At 58.9% G+C, this 23,778-nt stretch carries 28 protein-coding genes, 2 tRNA genes and 1 pseudogene; 14 read left to right on the forward strand and 17 right to left on the reverse strand.

What is annotated here, in order from left to right; translation table 11 throughout:
- Positions 1–171 precede the first annotated feature (171 nt).
- From DOM27_RS09190 to DOM27_RS09215, 6 genes are all read left to right on the forward strand, one after another.
- Positions 172–1,155 (forward strand): ABC transporter ATP-binding protein, encoded by a 984-nt coding sequence (locus DOM27_RS09190; RefSeq protein ID WP_110655716.1) that lies wholly within the window; start codon positions 172–174, stop codon positions 1,153–1,155.
- Positions 1,152–1,925 (forward strand): ABC transporter permease, encoded by a 774-nt coding sequence (locus tag DOM27_RS09195; RefSeq protein WP_110655717.1) that lies wholly within the window; start codon positions 1,152–1,154, stop codon positions 1,923–1,925. Before DOM27_RS09190 ends, DOM27_RS09195 begins: the two co-directional genes overlap by 4 nt.
- On the forward strand, positions 1,922–2,761 hold the full coding sequence (gene queF, locus DOM27_RS09200; RefSeq protein ID WP_110655718.1) for an NADPH-dependent 7-cyano-7-deazaguanine reductase QueF: 840 nt from the start codon (positions 1,922–1,924) through the stop codon (positions 2,759–2,761). Before DOM27_RS09195 ends, queF begins: the two co-directional genes overlap by 4 nt.
- Before the next feature lie 104 nt (positions 2,762–2,865).
- Complete coding sequence (locus DOM27_RS09205; protein ID WP_110655719.1) at positions 2,866–3,426, forward strand: nitroreductase family protein; 561 nt, start codon at positions 2,866–2,868, stop codon at positions 3,424–3,426.
- Between the two features lie 134 nt (positions 3,427–3,560).
- A tRNA-Ser gene (locus DOM27_RS09210) sits at positions 3,561–3,648 on the forward strand.
- Between the two features lie 317 nt (positions 3,649–3,965).
- Positions 3,966–4,661 (forward strand): aspartate/glutamate racemase family protein, encoded by a 696-nt coding sequence (locus DOM27_RS09215; protein WP_110655720.1) that lies wholly within the window; start codon positions 3,966–3,968, stop codon positions 4,659–4,661.
- 140 nt (positions 4,662–4,801) lie between these two features.
- Here DOM27_RS09215 and DOM27_RS18275 read toward each other — a convergent pair whose 3' ends face one another.
- Positions 4,802–5,026, reverse strand: coding sequence for a DUF4236 domain-containing protein (locus DOM27_RS18275; RefSeq protein WP_110655721.1), 225 nt, complete (start codon positions 5,024–5,026; stop codon positions 4,802–4,804).
- A gap of 22 nt (positions 5,027–5,048) precedes the next feature.
- The gene (locus DOM27_RS09225; RefSeq protein ID WP_245392657.1) at positions 5,049–5,456 is read right to left on the reverse strand and encodes a hypothetical protein; all 408 of its coding nucleotides are present in this window, start codon (positions 5,454–5,456) and stop codon (positions 5,049–5,051) included.
- 148 nt (positions 5,457–5,604) lie between these two features.
- Between DOM27_RS09225 and DOM27_RS18280 the strand changes: the two are divergent.
- Together DOM27_RS18280 and DOM27_RS18190 are read left to right on the forward strand one after the other, a co-directional pair.
- A pseudogene (locus DOM27_RS18280) lies at positions 5,605–5,835 on the forward strand (GFA family protein); the annotation flags it as partial.
- A 42-nt stretch (positions 5,836–5,877) separates the two neighbouring features.
- Positions 5,878–6,006: a hypothetical protein gene (locus DOM27_RS18190; protein ID WP_280952136.1), complete on the forward strand. Its 129-nt coding sequence runs from the start codon at positions 5,878–5,880 to the stop codon at positions 6,004–6,006.
- 41 nt (positions 6,007–6,047) lie between these two features.
- Here the strand turns inward: DOM27_RS18190 and DOM27_RS09235 are convergent, their stop codons facing one another.
- The 6 genes from DOM27_RS09235 to DOM27_RS09260 form a co-directional block, all read right to left on the reverse strand.
- Entirely contained in the window at positions 6,048–7,025 is a 978-nt protein-coding gene (locus DOM27_RS09235; RefSeq protein WP_110655724.1) for a sugar phosphate isomerase/epimerase family protein, read from the reverse strand.
- On the reverse strand, positions 7,022–8,458 hold the full coding sequence (locus tag DOM27_RS09240; RefSeq protein WP_110655725.1) for an NAD(P)H-dependent oxidoreductase: 1,437 nt from the start codon (positions 8,456–8,458) through the stop codon (positions 7,022–7,024). Before DOM27_RS09240 ends, DOM27_RS09235 begins: the two co-directional genes overlap by 4 nt.
- 33 nt (positions 8,459–8,491) lie before the next feature.
- Positions 8,492–10,045, reverse strand: a complete 1,554-nt coding sequence (locus DOM27_RS09245; RefSeq protein WP_110655726.1) for a tripartite tricarboxylate transporter permease — start codon at positions 10,043–10,045, stop codon at positions 8,492–8,494.
- A gap of 25 nt (positions 10,046–10,070) precedes the next feature.
- Positions 10,071–10,562: a tripartite tricarboxylate transporter TctB family protein gene (locus DOM27_RS09250; RefSeq protein ID WP_110655727.1), complete on the reverse strand. Its 492-nt coding sequence runs from the start codon at positions 10,560–10,562 to the stop codon at positions 10,071–10,073.
- Between the two features lie 74 nt (positions 10,563–10,636).
- Positions 10,637–11,650, reverse strand: coding sequence for a Bug family tripartite tricarboxylate transporter substrate binding protein (locus DOM27_RS09255; RefSeq protein WP_110655728.1), 1,014 nt, complete (start codon positions 11,648–11,650; stop codon positions 10,637–10,639).
- A gap of 119 nt (positions 11,651–11,769) precedes the next feature.
- Complete coding sequence (locus DOM27_RS09260; protein WP_110655729.1) at positions 11,770–12,810, reverse strand: 4-hydroxythreonine-4-phosphate dehydrogenase PdxA; 1,041 nt, start codon at positions 12,808–12,810, stop codon at positions 11,770–11,772.
- A gap of 220 nt (positions 12,811–13,030) precedes the next feature.
- On the opposite strand from DOM27_RS09260, the gene DOM27_RS09265 reads away from it, so the two are divergent.
- Together DOM27_RS09265 and DOM27_RS09270 are read left to right on the forward strand one after the other, a co-directional pair.
- Positions 13,031–13,711, forward strand: coding sequence for a GntR family transcriptional regulator (locus DOM27_RS09265; protein ID WP_110655730.1), 681 nt, complete (start codon positions 13,031–13,033; stop codon positions 13,709–13,711).
- Between the two features lie 731 nt (positions 13,712–14,442).
- A tRNA-Gly gene (locus DOM27_RS09270) sits at positions 14,443–14,516 on the forward strand.
- Between the two features lie 323 nt (positions 14,517–14,839).
- Here the strand turns inward: DOM27_RS09270 and DOM27_RS09275 are convergent.
- Positions 14,840–15,070: a hypothetical protein gene (locus DOM27_RS09275; protein ID WP_110655731.1), complete on the reverse strand. Its 231-nt coding sequence runs from the start codon at positions 15,068–15,070 to the stop codon at positions 14,840–14,842.
- Positions 15,071–15,286: 216 nt separating this feature from the next.
- On the opposite strand from DOM27_RS09275, the gene DOM27_RS09280 reads away from it, so the two are divergent.
- Entirely contained in the window at positions 15,287–15,520 is a 234-nt protein-coding gene (locus tag DOM27_RS09280; RefSeq protein ID WP_110655732.1) for a hypothetical protein, read from the forward strand.
- Positions 15,521–15,983: 463 nt separating this feature from the next.
- Here DOM27_RS09280 and DOM27_RS09290 read toward each other — a convergent pair whose 3' ends face one another.
- From DOM27_RS09290 to DOM27_RS09310, 5 genes are all read right to left on the reverse strand, one after another.
- A complete protein-coding gene (locus DOM27_RS09290) occupies positions 15,984–16,376 on the reverse strand; it encodes a hypothetical protein (RefSeq protein WP_157956741.1) in 393 nt (130 codons plus the stop codon).
- Positions 16,377–17,019: 643 nt separating this feature from the next.
- Positions 17,020–18,663, reverse strand: coding sequence for a chaperonin GroEL (groL, locus tag DOM27_RS09295; RefSeq protein ID WP_110655735.1), 1,644 nt, complete (start codon positions 18,661–18,663; stop codon positions 17,020–17,022).
- Positions 18,664–18,726: 63 nt separating this feature from the next.
- Positions 18,727–19,020: a co-chaperone GroES gene (locus DOM27_RS09300; protein WP_110655736.1), complete on the reverse strand. Its 294-nt coding sequence runs from the start codon at positions 19,018–19,020 to the stop codon at positions 18,727–18,729.
- A gap of 167 nt (positions 19,021–19,187) precedes the next feature.
- Positions 19,188–19,694: an FxsA family protein gene (locus DOM27_RS09305; RefSeq protein ID WP_110655737.1), complete on the reverse strand. Its 507-nt coding sequence runs from the start codon at positions 19,692–19,694 to the stop codon at positions 19,188–19,190.
- Between the two features lie 115 nt (positions 19,695–19,809).
- Positions 19,810–20,073, reverse strand: a complete 264-nt coding sequence (locus DOM27_RS09310) for a ComEA family DNA-binding protein (RefSeq protein WP_110655738.1) — start codon at positions 20,071–20,073, stop codon at positions 19,810–19,812.
- Positions 20,074–20,300: 227 nt separating this feature from the next.
- Here DOM27_RS09310 and pyrF point away from each other — a divergent pair, with 227 nt between their 5' ends.
- Positions 20,301–21,008 carry an orotidine-5'-phosphate decarboxylase gene (gene pyrF / locus DOM27_RS09315; RefSeq protein WP_110655739.1) on the forward strand — a complete coding sequence of 236 codons (708 nt, stop codon included), beginning with the start codon at positions 20,301–20,303 and terminating at the stop codon, positions 21,006–21,008.
- Positions 21,009–21,036: 28 nt separating this feature from the next.
- On the opposite strand, the gene lapB is transcribed toward pyrF, so the two are convergent.
- The 3 genes from lapB to DOM27_RS09330 form a co-directional block, all read right to left on the reverse strand.
- Complete coding sequence (gene lapB / locus DOM27_RS09320; protein WP_110655740.1) at positions 21,037–22,224, reverse strand: lipopolysaccharide assembly protein LapB; 1,188 nt, start codon at positions 22,222–22,224, stop codon at positions 21,037–21,039.
- The gene (locus DOM27_RS09325; protein WP_110602835.1) at positions 22,225–22,530 is read right to left on the reverse strand and encodes a LapA family protein; all 306 of its coding nucleotides are present in this window, start codon (positions 22,528–22,530) and stop codon (positions 22,225–22,227) included.
- A 96-nt stretch (positions 22,531–22,626) separates the two neighbouring features.
- A complete protein-coding gene (locus DOM27_RS09330) occupies positions 22,627–22,929 on the reverse strand; it encodes an integration host factor subunit beta (RefSeq protein WP_342588609.1) in 303 nt (100 codons plus the stop codon).
- 189 nt (positions 22,930–23,118) lie between these two features.
- Here DOM27_RS09330 and DOM27_RS09335 point away from each other — a divergent pair, with 189 nt between their 5' ends.
- Together DOM27_RS09335 and DOM27_RS09340 are read left to right on the forward strand one after the other, a co-directional pair.
- Positions 23,119–23,403 carry an FAD assembly factor SdhE gene (locus DOM27_RS09335; RefSeq protein ID WP_110655741.1) on the forward strand — a complete coding sequence of 95 codons (285 nt, stop codon included), beginning with the start codon at positions 23,119–23,121 and terminating at the stop codon, positions 23,401–23,403.
- Positions 23,363–23,773: a protein YgfX gene (locus tag DOM27_RS09340; protein ID WP_110655742.1), complete on the forward strand. Its 411-nt coding sequence runs from the start codon at positions 23,363–23,365 to the stop codon at positions 23,771–23,773. Before DOM27_RS09335 ends, DOM27_RS09340 begins: the two co-directional genes overlap by 41 nt.
- Positions 23,774–23,778 lie beyond the last annotated feature (5 nt).

The following is a 23,778-nucleotide window of genomic DNA, read 5'->3' on the forward strand; positions in this document are numbered from 1 at the left end:
TACGCTCTTCGCTTTTCTTTTCGCCGCGTCCGGAGGTGTCAGCAGCCAGGTCGTGCAGCGCGGTCAATACCGAACCATCCATTCGTCTGCTAAAGATTGAACCTCATGGAATTGCCCCCATATTCAGGGCACTTCGTTTCACTTGATTCTCAAACATGACAGGAATCCCTGATGGCAGAACCGGCACTAGCCATCCGCGGGCTGAGCAAAGTCTACGGTAATGGTTTCGAGGCCCTGAAAGGCATCGATCTCGATGTTCCTCAGGGCGACTTTTTTGCGCTGCTCGGCCCCAACGGGGCGGGTAAATCCACCACGCTCGGCATTGTCTGCTCGCTGGTCCAGAAGACTGCAGGGCAGGTGAGCATTTTCGGTATCGATATCGACAAGGACTTCGCCAAGGCGAAGTACGCGCTCGGTGTCGTGCCACAGGAATTCAACTTCAGTCAGTTCGAAAAAGTCGAGGATATCGTGCTGACCCAGGCTGGCTACTATGGCATGCCGATGAAGGAAGCCAGGCCGCGCTGCGATCGCCTGCTCAAGGATCTTGGCCTGTGGGACAAGCGCAACGGTGCGGCACGTATGCTTTCCGGCGGTATGAAGCGCCGTCTGATGATCGCCCGCGCCCTGATACATCGTCCACGCCTGCTGATTCTCGACGAGCCTACCGCGGGTGTGGATATCGAGCTGCGCCGCAGCATGTGGGAATACATGCGTCGGATCAATGAGGAAGAGGGCACTTCGATCATTCTGACGACCCACTACCTCGAGGAAGCGGAGAGTCTGTGTCGCAACATCGCCATCATCAATCGCGGCGAGATCATCAAGAACACCTCGATGCGGGGTCTATTGACCGAGCTGGATACCGAAACCTTTCTGCTCGATCTAGCCGCGCCGCTCGAAACGGCGCCGGTGATCGAAGGCTTCGAGATCGAGCGTGTTGACTCGCATCAAGTGGCGCTGTCCGTGCGCAAGGGCACTGATCTTAACGACGCTTTCCAGCAATTGACCGGCCAGGGCGTTCGCGTACTCTCGATGCGCAACCGCGCCAATCGCCTGGAGGAGCTGTTCGTCTCGATGACTTCGCAGCCGGAAACCTCTAAGGGCATCGACAGTGAATCTGCGCAATCTACGCAGGCCAAGGAGACGGCGTCTTGAATACCCGGCAATTGCTGATTTCTCTCTGGACCATGGTGGTCAAGGAAGTGCGGCGTTTCGTGCGCATCTGGCCGCAGACGCTGGTGCCGCCATCGATCACCATGACGATGTACTTCATCATTTTCGGTAATCTGATCGGCTCGCGTGTGGGCGAGATGCACGGTATCTCCTACATGTCCTACATCGTGCCCGGATTGATCATGATGTCCGTGATCACCAACAGCTACTCCAACGTGGCCTCGTCGTTCTTCTCCAACAAGTTTCAGCGCAGTGTGGAAGAGATGATGGTTTCACCGATGCCCAATTGGGTCATCCTGGCGGGCTTCGTCATCGGTGGCGCGGCGCGTGGCCTCGGCGTCGGGCTGATCGTCACGATCGTGTCGTTCTTCTTCACCGACCTGAATCTGCATCACCCACTCGTGACCCTGGCCGTCGTGATCATGACCGCGATGCTGTTCTCGATCGGTGGCTTCATCAACGCGTTGCTGGCCAAAAAGTTCGATGATATCTCGATCATCCCGATCTTCGTGCTGACCCCGCTGACCTATCTCGGCGGCGTGTTCTACTCGATCGATCTGCTGCCCCAGTTCTGGCAGAACGTGACGATGATCAACCCGATCCTCTATATGGTGAACGCCTTCCGCTACGGTATTCTCGGGATCTCCGATATCCCCGTGGGTGGTGCACTAGTGGCCATTGCTGCATTTATCGTCGTGCTCTGGAGCCTGGCGTTGTGGATGCTCAATCGCGGCAAGGGAATTCGCTCATGAGTCAGGAACGCCCACACACGCTGACCGATGCGCCCCTCGGGCGGGAGTCCGCTTACCCCGAACGCTACGACGCCTCGCTGCTGTTCCCCATCGAGCGTGCGTCCAATCGTGCGCCGCTGGGAATCGATGCGACGTCGCTGCCATTCGTCGGAGGCGACGAGTGGTGGGCGTTCGAGCTCTCCTGGCTCGATCTACGTGGCAAGCCGGTCGTCGCCGTGGCGCGATTCCGCTTGCCGGCGGATTCGCCGCAACTGATCGAATCCAAGTCGTGGAAGCTCTACCTCAACAGCTTCAACCAGACCACGTTTGCCGACCGCGAGGCGGTTATCGACTTCCTGCGGCGGGATTTGAGCGCAGCAGCTGGCGCACCAGTCACGATCGAGCTCCATGGCGCCGATGATGCCGAGCTCTCGCCCCAGCCGATGCCGGGCGACTGTATCGACGACATCGAAGTCGATATCGATCGTTACACGCCAGCGCCGGATCTGCTCGCCTGCGATGAGAGCGATATCGTCGAGGAAACGCTGCATTCGCACCTGCTCAAATCCAACTGCCCGGTCACCGGTCAGCCGGACTGGGGCAGCGTGGTGATTGCCTATCGCGGCCCGCGACTCGATCGCGCCGCTTTGCTGCGTTACGTGATCTCCTATCGCCAGCATCAGGATTTCCACGAGCACTGCGTCGAGCATATTTTCGTTGACCTGATGGCGCGCTGTCGTCCGCAAGACTTGTTGGTGATGGCGCGCTACGTGCGCCGGGGCGGGCTGGATATCAATCCCTGGCGCGCTACGCCTGGCTGGACGCCCACACTGCCAGCACGTCTGCTGCGGCAGTAACGCTTTTGACGTACAGTCGGGCAACCGGCAATCGCATCCGATATCCTGTTCAGCACTCGCTAAGAACATTCGTTTAACATCGCGCCTGGATGGAGAAGACGAACATGGACGCTCTGGAATTACTGCATCAGCGCCGCTCGATGGGCAAGCTGGCAGGCCCCGCACCCACCGACGAACAGCTCGACGCCCTCTATCGCGCGGCTCTGAGGGCACCGGACCATAAGGAAATGACACCCTACCGCTTCATCGAGATAAGCGGGGAAGGGCTCGACCGGCTAGGTGAACTCTTCGCGCAGTCCGATTACCAAGCCAATCCGCATATCGACGACGGTAGTCTCGATGCCGTACGCAAGAAGCCCAAGCGCGCGCCAATGATCATTGCCGTGATCGCCAATGTCACGCCGGGCCTGCCCAAAGTGCCTCCGGTCGAGCAGATCATCTCGGCTAGCTGCGCGGCTCATGCCATGCTCTACGCGGCCTACGCCCAAGGCCTCGGCGCCATGTGGCGTACCGGCACATACGCCCATGACAAGACCGTTTGGCGTGGCCTTGGCCTCAGCGAGCAGGAAGAGCTGATCGGCTACCTCTACCTCGGGCAGCCGGGCGGACGCTATCCCGGCATGCAGATACGCAATCCGGATGACTACGTCGAGCGATGGACCTGACGCTTCGGTTGTGTCCAGAAGAGGTAAAAGGGCGGCGGTAAGGAGAAAATGGCTTGCGATCACAGGCTTAGCTCGTTACTATGTGCGCCGTTCTGAACGGTGCGGCACAGCCGGAACGGTCGGGATGACAATGCGGAGGGGTGTCCGAGTGGTCGAAGGAGCACGCCTGGAAAGTGTGTAAGTCGCAAGGCTTCGAGGGTTCGAATCCCTCCCCCTCCGCCACGAATTCTGAATCAGCCGGCTCGAGTAGCCGGCTTTTTCATGTCCGGAATAAAGCGCGAGGCGGGGGAGGTGATGAGAACCCTCCGGTTCGCACCGAGGCGCTCACGGTTTTGCTTTTCGAGCGCCGACAAGCGCCAGCAATCCCTCCCCCTCCGCCACGAATTGAAAAGAACCGGCCTTCAACAGCCGATTTTCGTGTCTGGAATAGGGCTCCGCGTGGAGGAAACGTCGAGAATTCTCCAGTTTTCATAGAGCCCCGTCACAATCCGGCGACTGTGTTATAAAAAGTGTCTAGGAACGGCCACGCGGGGATCGCGATGAAAACCATTGGTGTACTGGGCGGCATGAGCTGGGAATCCACCCAAAGTTATTACCGACTGCTCAATGAGGGCGTGCGAGAGCGCCTCGGCGGATACCACTCGGCAAAGATCGCGATGGTAAGCGTCGACTTCGCCGAGATCGAGGCGCTGCAGCAAAGCGGTGACTGGGACAAGGCAGGGGAGGCGCTGGCGTTGGCGGCCCGTCAGGTCGAAGCCGCCGGTGCGGAGTGCCTGTTGCTGGCGACCAACACCATGCACAAGGTAGCCGGCGCGATCGAGTCGGCGCTGAGCATTCCCTTTCTCCATATTGCCGATGGCACCGGTTCACGATTGCGTGCCGATGGCATCGATCAGGTCGGCCTGCTGGGAACGCGCTTCACGATGGAGCAGGATTTTTACCGCGGCCGGTTACTCGACGGTCATGGCGTTTCCTGCCTGGTGCCGTCTCGGGAGGATCGGGATAGCGTCCATCGAATCATCTTCGAAGAACTGGTCCACGGCGTGATCACAGAATCGTCGCGACAGGTTTACCAGGAGATCGTCACCAGGCTTCAGGCGCAGGGCGCGCAAGGTGTGATTCTGGGGTGTACGGAAATTGCGTTGCTACTCCACCAGCAGGATTGCGATCTGCCGCTTTATGACACGACTGCGCTGCATGTCGACATGGGGTTAAAGTTTGCCTTGAGCGAATAGCCACATCCCGACAAATCTCCCTCGCGTTGACCAGACAATTCAGCCTCTCGTTAAGGCCTTGTCGATCGATAATGGCGCTGGGGATAATCCCCTGCGTACTTGCCCGGTCTCCGGACCGGGGCTTTTTTGATACTTGCCCGCTAACGCCTCTTCTTGCTCGCCTTCCCCGTACGTGATTTTCGTTCCCACAGTGATTGCCGATGATAGACCCCGGAACCGGGGATGCCAGCGTGGCTATGGACGCCGCGCCGGCTGAAATTCAAGTTTGCGCCGCGCGGGCCCAGCGAGAGCGAAGGGCCGTGATTATTGAGTCGAATCCGTAAACCGGGACCGAGCCTGAGCGTGCGTCGGAAAAGAAGTCCCATTCGGGTGCTCCTGAAAATATTCTTATGATTGACTGTCAGTGGGTGAATTCGTTCGACGACTTATGGAGGCTCCACGCACCGACCTGAGCTTGCGCCATAGCGGGCTGCCGGGAACAAGCATCGCAAACACGGCGCAGACTGCAGCGGGCGAAAGTACGTCAAGGCTCGAATCCAGTGACCAGTGGTGGAAAAGCCCGTAAAAATAGCTCACCGCATTGGGGCCGCCGCCCGCGTATTCATGCTGGGCAATTTCGCGCCCCAGAAACACCGCGACGATCAGCGATCCGCCGACCCAGCGGCCGACCAATGGCCACAGTAGACATTGGAAACTCAGGGCGATGATGGCGTGCTCCAGGTGGGTAACGTTCATGACGCCTCGCTGCACATGCCTTGATCTTGATGTCTTGTTGTTGATGCCAATTCTGATCATAGCGGTTTGTCGGACGCATGAAATCGCGACCTGAGATTGATTTATCTCACCTAGGCAGTGGGGACTACCTCCGGAATGTCGTGCTACGAGAGGGCTATAATGTTGGTTCGATCCCTTTCCGCCGGCAACGATGAGGTGTGTATTGACAATGTCTTCCAAGGTGATTCAGGGCGGCTGCCATTGCGGCGCAGTAACCTGGTGTTTTTCCGGCCAGCCGGAGAGGGCGACCATCTGTAACTGCACTGTCTGCCGGCGATATGGCGTACTTTGGGCTTACGCACACGAGAATGATGGCATCACGGTCGCCGGCGGGACCCAAGCCTATCAACGGGGACACCGCATCGCGTTCCACTTCTGTCCCAACTGCGGTTGCGTCGCTTATTGGCGGGCGACATTTTTGGGGTCGGATGGCCGACGGCGCATGGCCGTCAACCTTCGACTGGCGGAACCCGACGACGTGGCTAATGTCCCCATCGATCGCTTCGACGGCCTCGACACGTTCGAGAATCCGCCTCGCGACGGGCGCTGTGTCATCGACTACTGGTTTTGATCCAGAGCCAATCGCATGACGGCCCTGATCGCCTTCGCGGTTCAGCTTCGGGGTCGTTGCCTGACCCGGCTGGCGCCCGGTGTGACGTGGCGACAGGCGGGGAGGACGCGTTCGCGTAAGTAGCGTTGATTGGCGGCGCAGACGCTGAGGCCATCGCCACCGTAATGCTCCAGGCAGATCACGCCGCGGAAGCCGGCCTCGACGGCCAGCTTCATCGCCTGCCGGTAATTGATCAGGCCGCTCTCCATCGGAGCAGGAAAGGCGACATAGTGGCCGCGCTCGGTATCCTCGTCGCGCATGTAGTTCTTGGCATGCCAGAAGTTCGACCACGGCAGCACCTTGCGAAAGGCGTCGAGCCATGGCTCCACCGGCCGGTGCAGGCGAATCAAGTTGCCGATATCCGGATTCAATCCCACCGAATCGAGGCCGATCTCCTCGATCATGGCGACGGCCGAATCGGCGCTGCCAAGATAGGTGTCCTCGTACATCTCCAGCGACAGCACGATACCGAGTTCGGCGGCATGCTGGCCCAGTTCACGGATACGCGTCACCGCCTTTTGCCACTGGGCCCGATCTTCGGCGTCGTCGCGGTGACCTTCGGCCGTCCAGAACCAGAGTTGACGCTGCTGAGTCTCTGTCAGCGGCCGGTGTAGACCGATCGAAACGGTACCGATGCCGAGCCTGGCCGCGGCGTCCAGCGATCGATGGCTGTAAGCGAGATGGTCGTCGCCATGGCGTTCGTCGATTACGCTCGAGCGCACCACCGATATGGAGCTGGGTACAAGACGTGCCGATTTGATGACGCTGGCGAGCGTGTCCAGTCGATCGGTCGACAGGTCTCCGGGGCGAAAGCAGTTGTCGGATAGATCGACGCGGTCGAAACCGGCTTCGGCGATCTCCTGGAACAGCGGCTGCCACTGCTCGGCGCTCGCTTCCTGAAGCGGAGAGCCATCCGGCAGCCGGTTGGAGAAAGGCAGCATGGCGGCGGCGATTGGCCAATCGGTAAGGTCAGAGGTCATTTCGATGTCTCGGTAGCGGCGTGAGTCGGAGTCATGGCGGAGGCGAAGAACAGTGCGTCCTGAGTCTGACGCAACTTCCACAGATATGAGCTTTGGTCGATCGCGACATCGCGCAGGCGAATCGGCTCGCCGGCCCTGACCGGGCGCATCAGCACCCGATTGGCGGCGAGATAGTAGGGTAGCGGTGCATCGTCGCCGAGCGGATTGGCCGGTACCAGTGCCGAAGATACATTGTCGATGCTGTGATGATGGCCGTGGGCGGTAAGCGTGGTGCCCTCGGCAAGATCCGATTCGGCCATCGCGATCAGATCGACATCCGGCCTGGGCTGACTGACGCTGCTGGGGACGCCGCGGCGTACCATTTCCAATAATGTGGTGGCGGCTTCGAGCCCGAGCAGGTGACGCGGTAGCGGGAGCATCGCGCTGTCGCCGCGCCGGCTGACCAGATGACCTTTCTCGGCCAGCATCTGCCAGCTGGCCCGATCATGACCCCGTACGACCACGAACACGCCGCCCGCGAGACTGAATTCATCGGGGCGACGCAGACAGTGAAATACCTCCAGCGCGGGCGTTCGCGTCAACAGCCCACCTTGGGCAGCCGGTACGAATAGCTCGGCAATTTCGCTGACTCGCGCGATGGGGTAATGCAGCGCGGGGCGGTCCGGCAGCACGCCGGTGGCGTTGGCGACGATCGACATCTCGCAAAGGTCCGGCACCGCATGCTGGGGTAGCGCGCCAGCGATTCGGGCGCGATCTGCCACCCACCGATGATGTCCCTCGCTGTCCAGTCCCGCGGGCATGTCCCAGCGTTCCCCGAAGCCGGGCACCGCGACGCGACGTCCATTGCTGGTCATTGTCTCGGTGGCGGGGTCGAAGACGAAGTCGTATTCGCTCGATTTCCCGGCAGCCAGAATTTCCAGCCCCACCGTCTCGGCCCAACTGACCAGACCGATTGCCAGCGCCGGCTGATCGCCGTCCACCGGACTGATGACGCAGCCGCGCTTGCGGGCCATGGCCGCGAGCCCAGGGCCGACCACACTGTCGACCTCCTTGGTGACCAACGCGACATGGTGCCCGGCCTCTATCGCGAGGGCGGCGTGGCGGGCGCCGGCTTCGGGATGACCGGTGGCTTCGATCACCACGTCCAGTGGCAGCTCGACCACGGCCTCTAGTCGATCGCTGACGATCCAGTCGCCCCTATCCCAGGCTCGTTTGGCTTCTGCGGGCGTTCGGCAATGGCGAATTCGCCCCGGCTCCACGCCTGCATCGATCAACGCCTTGGCGGCGAGATCGGGGTCAAGGTCGAGCACGATCCGGGCCTCGATGCTCGCCAGGTGGCGAGCGTGGACCACGAAACTGCGACCGAACCCACCGGCGCCGATCACGCAGCAGCGGATGGGCTCGCCGCCCTCGAGATAGTGGGAAAGGTGCATGGGCGTTTTCCTTGAATGGGACGGGGCCGAGACTCAGGCTCGAGAATCGGGCGTGGAAGACTTGTGATTCTCGGGTTTCTGGCGATGCAGCCGTTGGCGCCAGCCGCGCAGCCCGGTCACCTTGGAGATCAATGGCCATACCAGCATCAGCGCACCCAGCCCCATGATCGTGGTGACCAGCGAGTTGGACCAGAAGATGGTCAACGAGCCGTCGGACATTACCATCGACTGCCGGAAGGCTTCCTCGGCGCGATGACCGAGCACCATGGTCAGAACCAGCGGGGCAACAGGGTAGTCGAGCTTCTTGAACAGATAGCCGAGCAGGGCGAAGAACAACAGCAGCCAGAAGTCGAAGGTCGAGTTGGCGACCTGGTACACACCGGTAAAGATCACCGCGACGATGACCGGGCCGATGATGGCAAAGGGTACCCGCAGGATCGAGGCGTAGAGCGGCACCGTCGCCAGTACCAGAATAACCGCGACCACGTTGCCCAGATACATGCTGGCGATCAGGCCCCAGACGAAATCCGGACGGGTGATGAACAGCATCGGCCCCGGCGTGAGGCCCCAGATCATCAGCCCGCCCATCATGACCGCGGCGGTCGCGGACCCGGGTACGCCAAGCGCCAGCATCGGCAGCAGCGCGGAGGTGCCGGCGGAATGATCCGCGGCTTCCGGCGAGACGATACCGTTGGGTTCGCCCTTGCCGAAGCGCTCGGGATGCTTGGAGAAGCGCTTGGCGATGCCGTGACTCATGAACGAGGCGGCTGTCGGGCCGGCCGGGGTGATGCCCATCCAGATCCCGATCAGAATGCTGCGGACCAGCGAAACCCAGTAGCGTGGCAGTTCGGCCACGGTGCGCAGAATATCCATGATGCGAATCCGGCTCTTGATGCCGTTGAAGCTCAGGCCTTCCTCGGTCGTCACCATCAGTTCGGCGATGCCGAAAAGACCCATGACCGCGACCAGGAAGCTGATGCCCTTGACCAGATCGGGGATGCCGAAAGTCAGGCGCAGGCCACCGGAGACGCTATCCATGCCTACGGTGGCGAAGGCCAGGCCCAGCATCATCGAGACCAGCGTCTTCGAAGGCGCGCTGGAACTCATGCCGATGAAGCTGCAGAACGCCAGGAAGTAGACGGCAAAGTATTCCGGTGACGAGAACTTGAGGCCGAACTGAGCGACCCAGTTGGCCAGCAGAGTGATCATCACCACGCCGGCGAGGGCGCCGAGACCGGCGGACATGAAAGCCAGCGTCAGAGCGCGGGTTGCTTCACCGTTGCGCGCCATCGGATAGCCATCGAACGTCGTGGCGACCGATGAAGGTTCCCCCGGAATGTTGAACAGAATCGAAGTGGTGGAGCCGCCGAACAGCGCCCCCCAGTACATGCAGCTCAACAGGATGATGGCCGATACCGGGTCCATGGTGAAAGTCAGCGGCAGCAGCAACGAAACGCCGTTGGGGGCGCCAAGGCCTGGCAGTACGCCGACCAGCATGCCCAGCATCACGCCGATCACCATGATCATGAGGTGATTCCAGGTGAGGATGGTGGCGAAGCCGTCCATCAGCAGCGAGAGATTATTCATGGTGCGATCCCCTGAAGACGGGCGCTTAATAGATGCCGAGGGCGTGTTCCAGCGGGCCTTTCAGCAGCGGCACCTGGAACACGAGCTCGAACAGCAGATAGAAACAGACGCTGATGGCGATACCGCTGGCGAGCGATTTCCACCAGGCGTAGTGGCCCTGCAGACGCATGGCGAAAAATACGTAGAGCGTCGTGCCGACGTAGAGCCCCAGCAGCAGGGAGATCACGGCAAAGCCGATGATCGGCAGCGTGAACCGGGCCAGTGATCGGAGCCGGGCCGCATCCAGGAAGACTTCGTCCTTGTGGCGGTGGCCGATGATCGTGCGCAGCAGATTGATTAGGCTGCCGGCGACGACCAGTACGCCGATCCAGAACGGGAAGTAGCCTGAGTCCGGTCCGCTGGGCGTCCATCCGGTGCCGACCTGCCAGGCGCCGTAGCAGATCGCCACGCCGATACCACCTGTCAGTAACGCGGTGGCGATCTCCATGCTGTAACGGGAAATGCCGTTGTGGGTCATGCTGTCCCCCTCTGGAAAAGAAGGGCAGCGCGAGGCTGCCCTGCGACGTCAACCAATCAAACCGCGGCATCGACTCAGGAAGCGCTCCAGCCTTCCTGCTCGAACACTTTCTTGACGGTGCTGGCGTTGTCGTCGATGTACTGCTCGAGGTCATCGCCGCTAAGGAACTGGCTGGTCTGTACCGTGCGGGTGACGTAATCCTTCCATTCCGGAGTTTCACTCACTTTCTTCAACAGATCCTGGTAATAAGTCACCGCTTCCTCTGGCGCTCCCGCGGGCAGCCAGACGGTTCTCGGCATGCGGTATTCGCTGATGTCGATGCCCTGAGATTGGCAGGTGGGGATATCACCCCAGCCTTTGCCCTCGTAGACGGGTTCGCCTTTGGGCAACTGTTCCGGGCTGAATACACATAGCGGTTTGACCATACCGGCTTGCCACTGGCCAAGGTTTTCATTGGGGTTGTTGACGTTGGCGTCGACGTGGCCGCCGGCCAGTTGAACCAGTGCCTGGCTACCGCCGTTGAAGGGCACGTAGCGGAAATCAGTATCGGTCGCTTCCTCGATCATGCTGACCAGTGTCTGATCGGTATCCTTGGACTGGCTGCCGGCGAACTGCATCTTGCCGGGATTTTGCTTGGCGGCGTCGATGAAATCCTTGGCACTGTCGTACTTGGCGTCGCCGTTGACCCAGATCAGAAACTCATCCATGGCCATTGAGGCGACCGGCTGGAGGTCCTCGGCGGCATAGGGCATTTCTCCGACTTCGGGCAGCAGATACTCGTTGTTGGTACCAAATGTCAGCTTGTAAGGGTCATCCTTGGACGAGGCCGAGTAGACGTAACCCTCGGCACCGCTGCCACCGCCCTTGTTGGAGACGATGATCGATTTGTCCATCAACTGATGCTTGCCGATGATCGACTGCACCGTGCGTGCGAAGGTATCGGTCCCGCCGCCGGCGCCGGATGTCACCACGAACTCGACGGGGCGGTCCGGCTGCCAGGCCAGCGCGCTACCGGAGACGGTGAGCGCGGCGAAAAACAGGGTCAAGGGCTTGAGCTGTGCTGTCGTAATAGAGGTGAGCTTGTACATGGCGTTTCTCCTGTCGTTTCTTGCGTTATTGCTTTTGTGAAAGACACTTGTGATCCATGGGTGAGTCTTACGAGTCACTACCTTTCAGCGTGCCGGCCTGCACCGGCCACGATGAAACTTCAATCAGCCTTTGCCTGACGGGCTCGGCTTGCCATGCGTGCTGCCAACAGCAAAGCCTGACGCGAGGCGCCGAGATCGGCGATGCCGCGGCCGGCGATGTCGTAGGCCGTCCCATGAGCCGGCGTGCAGACGGGGAAAGGCAGGCCGCCGAGCATCGTCACGCCGCTATCGAATCCCATCATTTTCATCGCGATCTGACCCTGGTCGTGATACATGGTCAGCACCGCATGAAAACCTTCTTTCACGGCACGCAGGAAAACGGTGTCGGCAGGGAACGGGCCTTCCACATCCATTCCCTGTTCGCGCGCACGCTGGATCGCCGGTTCGATGATATCGATCTCTTCCATGCCGAAGCTGCCGCCGTCACCGGCGTGGGGATTGAGGCCAGCAACGGCGATACGCGGATGATCATGCCCGGCTTGCTGCAGGCAGTGGTGCGTCAGCGTCAGTTCATCGATGATCGATTCTGGCGTCAGCGCGGCGGCGACGTCCTTCAGAGGAATGTGTGAGGTCACGCGAGCGTTCCACACCGATTCCAGAATGTTGAATTCCCGTGCCTTGCCATCGAAGCTGATGGCGTCGGCCACGAATCGGATTTCGTCGTCGTAGCCAGGGTTGGCGTAGCGCATGGCTTTCTTGTTGAACGGGGTAAAGCAAACTGCGTCCACCTGGCCTTCATGGGCCAGTGCGAGCGCTCGACGGAAATTGGTCGAGGCGAATTCACCGCCGGCCGGTGTGGCCTTGCCTCGGTCGACGTCTTCCAACGCCAGATGGCCAAGATCCAGAAACGCCGGTGAATCGGCGTTCGAAAGTGCGTCGCCGTCATGGGCGGCCTGAAGCACAGGCGCAACACCGGCGACCTGGGCGCCGTCGTCGAAAATTCGGCGGTCACCGATGATGATCAGTCTTGCGGCGCGATTGACGGCGTCGTCTGCCGCCAGTTTTGCCGTCAATTCGGCGCTGATGCCGGCAGGATCGCCCATGGCCAGGGCAATGATCGGCCGCTCGGACGCGTCGTGACGTGATGGGAAAAGAGTCATGAGGTCTCCTCGTCGTTGGGTAGCACTTCGGAGGAAGTACTCGCTTGGGAGGAGATTGCGCTCAAATTCAAAATGTATACATTATACGTTGGTATTGAGGCGAGGGTCCCCGGGGCGAAGTATGATGGCGACACACCATTCGCCTTGGTGCGTAGCCTTGAGCGCCTGGAAGCTGAATCGATACATTAACGCGCCACATTCAATAACCGGTCCCACATTCATGAAGAAATCAGCCACGTCCGCCGCGTCATCGCCTCGTTCCGCGATTACTCGGCATTCGCTTCATGATGCGATTACCAGCCACCTCCGAGACATGATCATTGAAGGTGAGCTCGAGCCGGGTAAGCGCATCTACGAAGGTCCACTCTGTGAACGCCTTGGGGTATCGCGAACGCCGCTACGGGAAGCGCTTCGCTATCTGGCGAGCGAGGGGCTGGTCGACCTGACGCCTCAGCGCGGCGCGTCGGTCCGCCAGTTTTCAGCCAAGGATATTCAGGACATGCTGGTACTGATTCGCACGCTCGAGGAACTGGCGGGACGACTGGCCTGCGAGGAGGGGAGCGATGAAGAAATTTCGGAGGTACGACAGCTTCACAATGAGATGCTGGTTTACTACCGGGAGGGGAATCGCCTCGACTACTACAAGACCAACCAACGTATTCACTCCGCCATTGTGGCGTTAAGCCACAACGAGTCTCTGATTCAGGTTCATGCATCGTTACAGTCGAAATTAAAGCGTGTGCGCTTCATTGGACATGAAGGGAAGGAGAAGTGGGCCGCGGCAGTAGCAGAGCACGAGGCGATGATTCGAGCGCTGGAGCGACGCGATGCGTCGGCGCTGGTTGCCGCGTTGAGTGCTCACCTCGAGCATGCGTGGGAGCGGGTAAGGGATGTCGTCTGATTTTGCAAAAGGAAGGGAAGAAGCCAAAACAGTTATATGAATAGTGGTTTGTTTAAATTCATTATCTGCGGTGTCCTTTCGCAGATAGAGCCAATTTCCTACAGGAAAATAGGATCAAGTGGCCTACCCAATTCCGTTTTTAGACACTAAAATTTTCGTTCGTTGTAGATCCTTGGTTCCCCGATTTCGGTCGGGGATTTTTTTGCCTCATATTAGATAGCTAGTCATTTACAGGACTGGCTCTACTGTTCTGCGACCGTGCAGAATCTCGCTCTAATAAAAATTACAATTTGCTACTAAATACCCGCTTCTTAGTTAATCTGGGTTGGCTTTAATGGTGTCTGAATCGGTGCAAACTGAGTCAAGATCGACAGGGTAGGTGGCATGATATTAATGGTAAGTTAGTTTACCTGAAATGATGACATCAAATAGACATCATTTTTTGAAATAATTAATCAATGGCTGTTGGAATGATTTTGACGCATGGACAGCGACAGGAACTTCCGTAGGGAATACGGTGCCATGGAAGCGGGTAACATCTGACCGCAGCCGTCAGCAGGTTAGGCACATGCTGATTGAGAGCCCGGCCGCTTGATGGCCGGGCTCTTTCTTGTCTGGAACGGTATTTTTCAGGCCCCTATTTGGCTGGCGAGAAAGAAGTCGTGTGAATGATGGCGTGAAAGCGGAAGAGCTTGCAAGTCTAAGTCGTTGGATTTACTATCAAAACCATTGCGGGTGTAGCTCAATGGTAGAGCAGAAGCTTCCCAAGCTTAAGACGAGGGTTCGATTCCCTTCACCCGCTCCAATAGCTCGCCCAAGTGCGTCCCGATCGATACGCCAAATCTCCGCTAGTACCCCATTCCTGCGGTTTCCTGTTTACATATGTCCATCCATGATTAGTGAGCAGCGACCGCCCTGTATGGCCTAATGTATGGCTAGATTTCAGCCATACATGAAAGGTTCAATGAAGCGCGACCAGATAGAATGCCGTCCGCTTGCGGGCATCTTGCTCGCCAGGCTTGAGCCACGGACCCGAGAGTGCCGCAAAAGCGATGGCGTCGACCGCCTCTATTGCGGCATAGCCCATCCGGTTGCAAACGATGGGAAGCGAAATTCGATCAAGCGCACTCAGTAAGAATGTCTCCCCCAATGAGCCGCCTTTTCGACGATGCCGTCGATTTCGGCGCGGACGCGGGCTGCCGGTCGATCCATTGAGGTACCGCCTAGCGCCTGCAAAGCGGCCACTCGCGGATCCTCGTCCGTCACCACAGCACGGTAGACACCCATCGCCTCAAGGCGCCCGAGAATTTCGGCCTGCATCAGCAGGATTGCATCCAGCTTTTCGTCGGTTGTGGCCATGTCGTCAGCCCTTCGGTGCGGAGTGTTGGAACGCTGACTGTAGCCACTAACGGCATGGCCTTCTATTGCACACAAGTCGACCAGCAAACGGTCGCGTAAGCATTCCGGGGCGGAGGATGTGACGCAAGCGGCTGACTACCGCGAATGGTGGTTGCAGCGCGTATTCGCGATAGATCCACTACGCTGAGAAGGACGACTCAGGAGGAGGAATGCCCGATGACAGAAGCCCACGCCAAATGCCCCAAATGTGGTCAGGAGAGTCTGGATGTGACAAACGGCGATACACAGAATCAGGTAGTGCGCTGTACTTCCTGCGGTGCAGTCGTCGGTAAGAGATCGGACTTCACCAGCGACATGCAAAAGCGCGAAGACGATTTCGTCAAGGAGGAGATCGCGGACAAGTTCGAAAAGACACTTCCCGGTGACGAAACCCAAGGTGGCAGCCACTAAGACAAGGCTGGTCACGTTGAAAAGGCGCCGTCGGTACGAGAGGCGTCTCTTTAACCCGGCAGTCGCAGTGTTATCTCTGCCGGGGACGGCCTTGAGGGCCTATCGGGTTGACGAGAGCGAGGCGAATGGCTTTTTCTCTGTCGATGCCCTGATCGACCAATTTCTTTACTCGTGTCTTGAGAGTTCCCAGCGGCATATCGTGTAGCTGAGCCAGATACGCCAGGCTTTTTTTCTCGGGGCTGATGCCTTTTTTGATGAGAGGTTCTGCTCGGTCCCTCGCGGTCATTCTCATTGCCTTCCCTTTCTCTGCCCTATCAATACTCAAGTTACACAATGAAACCAATGCGTACTGATAGTTAAACGGCGGAAAGCGCTGAAAATTTAATTTTTCTTAGGTCTGTAGAGACGTGTGTCTACGGGACCTTGGCGTTATTCGTGTCCATCAGCCGATAAAGCGGAGCCTCTATTCGACCAGTCGACGGTGCATGAGATTTTGTAAGGCACTTTGCGGCCTTTCCTGCGACGCTCTGGTGTCATGATGCCTGCTGCCGGTTTCGCGAAGGTCCGCCGAGTTGCCAAAAATCGAGACCGGGCCGACGGCAACATTTTCGGGAGCCATCGGCTCGATCTGAGGAGCAGGCGTTGTCAGCGGCCTCCAGTCGCTAAGGTGGCAGTATGGCGCCTCTTTGAGCTGCTGACGATGGTGATGGCGATTTAGCCATCTGGCTTCATCCTGCGCGGCCCGCAGGTTGAAATAGGCATTGATGCAGGCGCCATCCTGATGGTAGTCGGCGACCACGAAGTGCTCATTCAATGAATGGGGATTGACCGTTCGAACGAAGTAGCGACTAGACATGTTGCAGCCCCCAACGCAGCACATTGGCTTTGAATTTACTGTCGTTCAAGGAGATACGCATTAGCTCAACACTTAGATGCATGTAAGCGATCGCCGCTATCGATGTTGGACATTACATAATATGTAATACATCTGATTGTGCGCACGGTTTAGCCGGTAGCGGCGCCAGGAGAGTCAAGGCGAGGTTGTCGAGAAAACTCAGTAATACTTGTATCGGGAGCTAAGGTACAGAAGAGAAAATTTAGAAGCGCAGGTTCTAGAGAGGCTCTCGATATGAGTTATGCATTTGATTTTCCTACCTGTCGTTATTGAAGGTCTGTCAGGTTCAAAACGGGAAATAGAAGGACGAGAAGAGGCGAGAAGAGGTCTTCAAGCATTCCCTTGCAGGTCATGAGGAAGGGACGACTGTCGGCGGCAAGGATCGGGAGTTGGAAGGGTCGCGAGTCGATAAGGGCTCGGTCTGGCAAGGAGATCGGTAAGCGAAAGAGTATAAGGGGAAATGCGAAAACCCGATACCCGAGTCGTCTGAACTCGAATATCGGGTTTCCAGCGATACTAACTTGTGGTCACCGGCTCTTCGGAGTCGGTGACCACGATGGGCCTAGGCCCAATCAGACAGCAAGTCGTGGAAGACTTCGTCTTCTTACATCATGCCGCCCATACCACCCATGCCGCCCATGTCCGGACCGCCGCCACCAGCCGGGGCGTCTTCCGGATCTTCGGCAACCATGGCTTCGGTGGTGATCATCAGGCCGGCAACGGAAGCCGCGGACTGCAGCGCAGTACGTGTTACCTTGGCCGGATCGAGGACGCCCATTTCGAACAGATCGCCGTACTCGCCGGTCTGAGCGTTGTAGCCGAAGTTGCCTTCGCCGTCCTTGACACGATTGACGACGACAGAAGCTTCTTCACCGGCGTTGGTCACGATCTGGCGCAGCGGAGATTCCATTGCGCGCAGGGCGATAGCAATACCGTGAGTCTGGTCTTCGTTGTCGCCGGTCAGACCCTGGATCATGGTCAGGACACGAACCATGGCGGTGCCGCCACCAGGTACCACACCTTCTTCGACAGCAGCACGAGTCGAGTGCAGCGCGTCTTCGACACGAGCCTTCTTCTCTTTCATCTCGAATTCTGTCGCCGCGCCGACACGGATGACCGCAACGCCGCCGGCCAGCTTGGCAACGCGTTCCTGCAGCTTCTCGCGATCGTAGTCAGAGGACGTTTCCTCGATCTGGGCACGGATCTGCGCGACACGTGCTTCGATATCGGATTCGACGCCAGCACCATCGATGATGGTGGTGTTTTCCTTGGACATGGTAATGCGCTTGGCGCTGCCCAGGTGATCGAGATTGGCCTGCTCGAGGCTCAGACCGACTTCCTCGGAGATCACGGTGCCGCCTGACAGGATGGCGATATCCTGCAGCATGGCCTTGCGACGATCGCCGAAGCCCGGTGCCTTGGCTGCCGCGACCTTGACGATGCCGCGCATGTTGTTGACGACCAGTGTCGCCAGCGCTTCGCCTTCAATGTCTTCAGCGATGATCGCCAGCGGCTTGCCCGATTTCGCGACGGCTTCGAGAACCGGCAACAGTTCGCGAATGTTAGCGACCTTTTTGTCGACCAGTAGCAGGTACGGGTCTTCGAGTTCGACCGCCATGGTGTCCTGATTGGTCACGAAGTACGGCGAGAGATAACCGCGATCGAACTGCATGCCTTCGACGACTTCCAGCTCGTCTTCGAAGCCGCGACCTTCATCGACGGTGATGACGCCTTCCTTACCGACCTTTTCCATCGCTTCGGCGATGATCTCACCGATACGTGCGTCACCGTTGGCGGAGATAGTGCCAACCTGGGCGATCGCCTTGGCGTCGGTGCACGGCACGGAAAGTGCCTGGATGTGCTTGACGGCTTCAATGACGGCCTTGTCGATGCCGCGCTTGAGGTCCATCGGGTTCATGCCGGCAGCGACGCCTTTCAGGCCTTCGTTGACGATGGACTGGGCCAGAACGGTAGCGGTGGTGGTGCCATCACCGGCGGCGTCGGAAGTCTTGGAGGCGACTTCCTTGACCATCTGGGCGCCCATGTTCTCGAACCGATCTTTCAGTTCGATTTCCTTGGCAACGGAAACACCGTCTTTGGTGACGGTCGGTGAACCGAAGGATTTTTCCAGCACGACATTGCGACCCTTCGGCCCCAGTGTCGCCTTGACGGCGTCTGCGAGAACGTTGACGCCGCGCGCCATGCGCTTGCGAGCATCATCGGAGAACTTGACTTGTTTAGCTGCCATTGTTCGATCTTCCTAATGTAATGCGTGAAATCGTGATGAATCGTCGAGCGTTGGTCAGGCCAATCAGTCTTCGACGACGGCCAGGATGTCGTTTTCGCTCATGATCAAGACTTCTTCACCGTCGACTTTCTGCTTTTCGACGCCGAAACCTTCCTTGAAAATCACGGTATCGCCGACTTTGACGTCCAGCGCGCGCACTTCGCCGCTCTCGAGGATGCGGCCGTTGCCCACTGCCAGGACTTCACCACGCGTCGGCTTTTCCTGGGCGCTGCCCGGAAGCACGATGCCGCCGGCAGTTTTCTGCTCTTCTTCTTTGCGACGTACGATGACGCGATCGTGCAAGGGACGGATTTTCATTGCTCACATTCTCCTAATGGTTGCATGTTGCAAATGCACATTCCCGCATGAGTCAGACTCAAGGGGCGAAGGCTTGGCCTTCCGGTTAATGGGCCTGATGGCCTAAAGCTATCGCTGCTGCCTTGATTGGGTCTGGATGACCGGTTTCAAGGGGCAGGTGAAAAAAATTATCGCTGACGGGGGTCTGGGCCCGGGTCATCTTTGTCCAGATAGTCACCCTCGATGAGCGGGGTGGAATCCTGACGTTTGCCGTCATCGGTGGTACTTTCGGTTCGGTGTTGATGAGTGCTCCAGTCGCCGGGTATTTCATTGCCGTTAGCGCCGGCGCGGCGCGAGCTACGGCCTGACCAGCGCCGCCATAACTGGCCGCTGCCCGGAAGCAGGCACAGTAGTCCAATTACGTCCGAGAGAAAACCGGGGGCCATCAGCAGAAGGCCGGCGAAAACGAAAGAGGCGCCTGCCATGAGTTCGTCCGAGGGGATTTCCCCGATCGCTAAGCGTTCACGCGCGCGCTGAAGGGTCAGCAGGCTCTCGCGGCGGATGAGATGGATGCCGAATGCGGCGCTGACGACGATCCATAGCACGCTTGCCAGCAGGCCAATCTTGGCGCCGACCGAAAACAGTATGGCGAAGTCGGCGATGGCCAGAAGCGCAAAGAGCAAAAGCAGGGGCATGATATCTCCGTCGTTGACGCTGCTTGATGAGTCAAGATGGAGACGATCGATAGGATTGCAAGCTTGATTGACCCGGAGCCGCTCTTGGCCCCGGGGTAGCGATACCGGTGAAGAATTAGAGCGTCGCGCTGTCAGCGAGGTTGGTCACCGTGGTTTCGCCGATGCCGTCGACCCGAGTAAGGTCTTCGAGCGTCTTGTAGTCGCCGTTGGACTCGCGATCATCGACGATGGCCTGCGCCTTTACCTCGCCGATACCCGGTAGCGTCGTCAGTGTTTCCACCGAGGCTTGATTGATATTGACCGGTGTGTCCTGCGCCAGCGCCGGAAGCGCGCAGAAGCTGAGAAGCGATAGCAGTGCGGCGTGAATCAATGTCTTCATATTGGTGTTCCCTCGAAAAGAGATGGGTGAGATCGGTGTTGTTCTTGGCCGACCATCACTAGTTTTTATCGACGACGCTGAGCGAGGGTTGATAGGGAAAAATCGGAGATTGGCGTAAGCCACCTCCTACACGGGAGTCCACAAAGATGCATTCCCGCGCCTTCGGCACCCGCGAACGCTTAGCATTCGGTATACTCCGGCACGAAATCGACTGTCGGAGATCATTCATGCCCGCTACGGAATCGCCGCTCATCATCGCGCTCGACTACGCGGATCTACCCTCAGCGTTGCAGCTGACCGATGCGCTCGATCCGGCCCGTTGCCGCGTCAAGATTGGCAAGGAGTTGTTCACTCGGGTAGGTCCGGCGGCCATCGAAGCCATGCACCGACGTGGCTTCGAAGTCTTTCTGGATCTGAAGTTTCACGATATTCCCAATACTGTGGCGGGCGCAGTCGAGGCGGCGGCGGACCAGGGGGTGTGGATGGTCAATGTGCACGCATCCGGTGGCCGTCGCATGATGGAGGCCAGCGTCGAGCGTCTGATGCAGCGAGGGCTGAAGACCCACCTTATTGCGGTCACGGTGCTGACCAGCATGTCCGATGAGGAACTCGGGGAGACGGGCGTGCAGGGCAGTGCGTTGAGTCAGGTCGAACGACTGGCGAGGTTGTCCCAGGAGAGTGGGTTGGACGGCGTGGTCTGCTCGGCGCGTGAAAGTGCCCGGTTACGGGAGCTGTGCGGGGAAAATTTTCTCAAGGTGACACCGGGAATTCGTCCCGCAGCGGCCGATCCAGGGGATCAGCGACGCGTGATGACACCCGAAGCAGCGATGGCGGCCGGCAGTACGCATCTGGTCATCGGTAGAGCGGTGACACAGGCAAGTGATCCGATGGCGGCGCTGACGAGTATCGAGCGCTCGCTGACGCTCGACACTTGACTGCACTCGAGTAGCCACCGGATCAGGTCTACTCGCCTTCCAGCCCGGTGACCGGTTTGCAGGTACCCCAGCTGCGACAGCGCGGGCACTGCCAGTGCAGTTGCTCTGCGCCGAAGCCGCAGCGCTGGCAACGATGCCGGGGCCGAATGCTCAATAGCTGGCGGGTGTGTTGCTTGAGCAGTTCCAGGCGATCGCGTTCTTCGGGGTCGCTGTCGTCCAGATAGAGATCCATCAGATAGTCGACCCCGCGCAGGCTGGGATGCTCGCGAAGCTGCTCGCTGACGAACGCGCAGGCGACCTCCGTGCCCTGGCGGTGTCTCAGCGTGTCCGCGGCCATCATCACGAGCGTGGTCTGTGGATTGTGTTGCAGCTGCTTCTCCAGAAATTGCCACCAGCCATTGTCGTCATCGAGTAACCGATAGGCGTCCCGTAACGGCTCCAATACGATGGCGGTAAACCCCGGATCCTGTTCCGGCACACGTTGCCAGAATCGCGTCGCATCGCGGTAATGGCCGATATCCCACTCGATTTGTCCCAGCATCCAGTTGGCGCGGATGCAGCGTTCGTCAGTCTGTAGCGCCTGTCTCAGCGCCTTGCGGGCAAGTGACGAGCTGTTATCGCAGCGATGCCGATGAGCCAGCTCGCAATGCCAGTGTGCGGCGGCCCGCCGAATATCGGCATCCTGACGAACCAGTTGGGGCTGGGCGGTTTCCAGTGCCTGTGCCCATTCCTTCTCGCGCTCGAATAGATCGACCAGCAACCTTTTGGCCGCAAGCTTCTGCGCATCCTCGACGTGGCTTTTCTGCAGCGACAACAACAGACGCTCGGCGCGATCCAGCAAGCCGAGATTGAGAAAGTCGCGGGAAAGTTCCAGCTGTACCTGACCGCTTTGGGAGGGGGTCAACGCTGGGCGGGCGAGGAGGTTCTGATGAATGCGAACGGCGCGATCGGCTTCTCCACGCGAGCGATAGAGATTACCCAGCGCGATATGCGTTTCGACCGTATCGCTGTTGACCTCGAGCGCTTGCGTGAAGGTCTCGATCGCCCGATCGGGTTGCTCGTTGAGCAGGTAATTGAGGCCGACGAAATAATCTCTCGGCAGAGACCCGCGCGGCGGTTGAGGCGGGGCGCGAAAGCGCCCCGATTCCCAACGCCCCAGCAACCAGCCGATGGCGATGGCTGCCACCAGCAACGCTAGCAGCAGTACATCGCTCATTCAGGTGCTTTCCTTGAACTCCTGCGTCCGCAGACGATCGAGTTCCTTTCGTTGTTGCTGATTGTGACGTTGAGCGCGGGTCAACAGGGTGCGCAGACGCAGGTACATGCCGGTCATGGCGAGCATGCCGAGAATTACGCCGCAGGCGAGAGCCACCAGAAGCCACAGCGACAGTGACGCCGGTGGCAGCTGAACCCAGATCAGATCCAACGGCAGCGGTTGCTGGTTGTTGACCGCAAATAGAATGCCGAGCAGCAGCACGACGATCAGAATGATGGCGAGAATGACGCCTTTGAGCCAGCGCATAGCAATTCCTGGTGACACACCGCTGGCAGCTTTCGCCGCCAATCGATCCCGCGGTGGCAGCCTTCGATGAGACGACGGCTGCAGTGACTGGGGAGATCAGTAGCCGAGCGCACGGCTGGCGTTGACCTGTTCGCGTAATTCCTTGCCCGGCTTGAAGTGCGGGACATATTTGCCGTCGAGGTCCACGGCATCGCCGGTCTTGGGATTTCGTCCGGTGCGCGGCTCGCGAAAATGCAATGAAAAACTGCCGAATCCACGAATCTCGACGCGTCCGCCATCGGCGAGCGCACTGGTGATGTCGTCAAGAATGACACGCACCGCGGATTCCACTTCTTTGGCCGATAGCTCGGGCCGGCGTGCGGCAATCTGTTCGATCAATTCAGACTTGGTCATCGACATTCTCCGTGAAGCCTCTGCCTAGCGGTGGCGGACGGCATAACGGACGTCCGACATCTATTATTGTCGCTTCAGCATACTTCGCAACTTTTGAGAAAACAACGCATTAGCCGTTCGGCACCGGTTTGCTGATAGTGGCGGAGAATCCGCTTGGGTATAATGCTGTGCAACACACTCGATCGAGGAAAATTCATGTCGGACAACGAAGATGTGACGCGCAGACGACTGTACTGGCATTCCCGGCGTGGCATGTGGGAGCTCGATCTGCTGCTGATGCCATTTCTCGAGGACCGGTATGATCATTTGCCAGCTCGAGATCAGGTGCTCTATCGAGAGTTGCTGGCCAATGAAGATCAGGATCTGTTTACCTGGTTGATGCGGCGCGAATGGCCGCTGGACCCGGATATGCGCCGCCTCGTCAAGATGATCGTCGAACATGCCGAAACCGTCGACCGTAGTCGTCATCAGGCGCTCTAGGCTATCGCTGGCCGTCCAGGTTCTGCTGGGGCTGGTTCTGGCGAGCTACGCGGGATGGTGGCTCGACTATCGAATCGCTGCCGTGGTGGCGCTGACTGCGGCCGGGCTTGGCTATCGCCATTATCTCGCTCTGCCGCGACGCCGCTATCTTCGACGCGGGCAGGCCAATGGACACGCGGTATGGGAAAGCTCTCCCGACGGCCGGGTCTGGCAATCAGAGAGATGCCAGTGGGTACGCCTGGGTCCACTGCTGTCGGCGCTCGATCTTTCCGGGCAACGCCTGTGGCTATGGCCGGACAGCAGCGATGCCGAGTCGCTGCGCCATTTGCGTGAAGCACTCTCCGAGCAGTCGGATGGCTCGTCAGAATAGATCGT

Origin of the sequence: Salinicola halimionae, assembly GCF_003206065.1 — a bacterium.
In the GTDB taxonomy this organism is placed as follows: Bacteria; Pseudomonadota; Gammaproteobacteria; order Pseudomonadales; family Halomonadaceae; genus Salinicola; species Salinicola halimionae.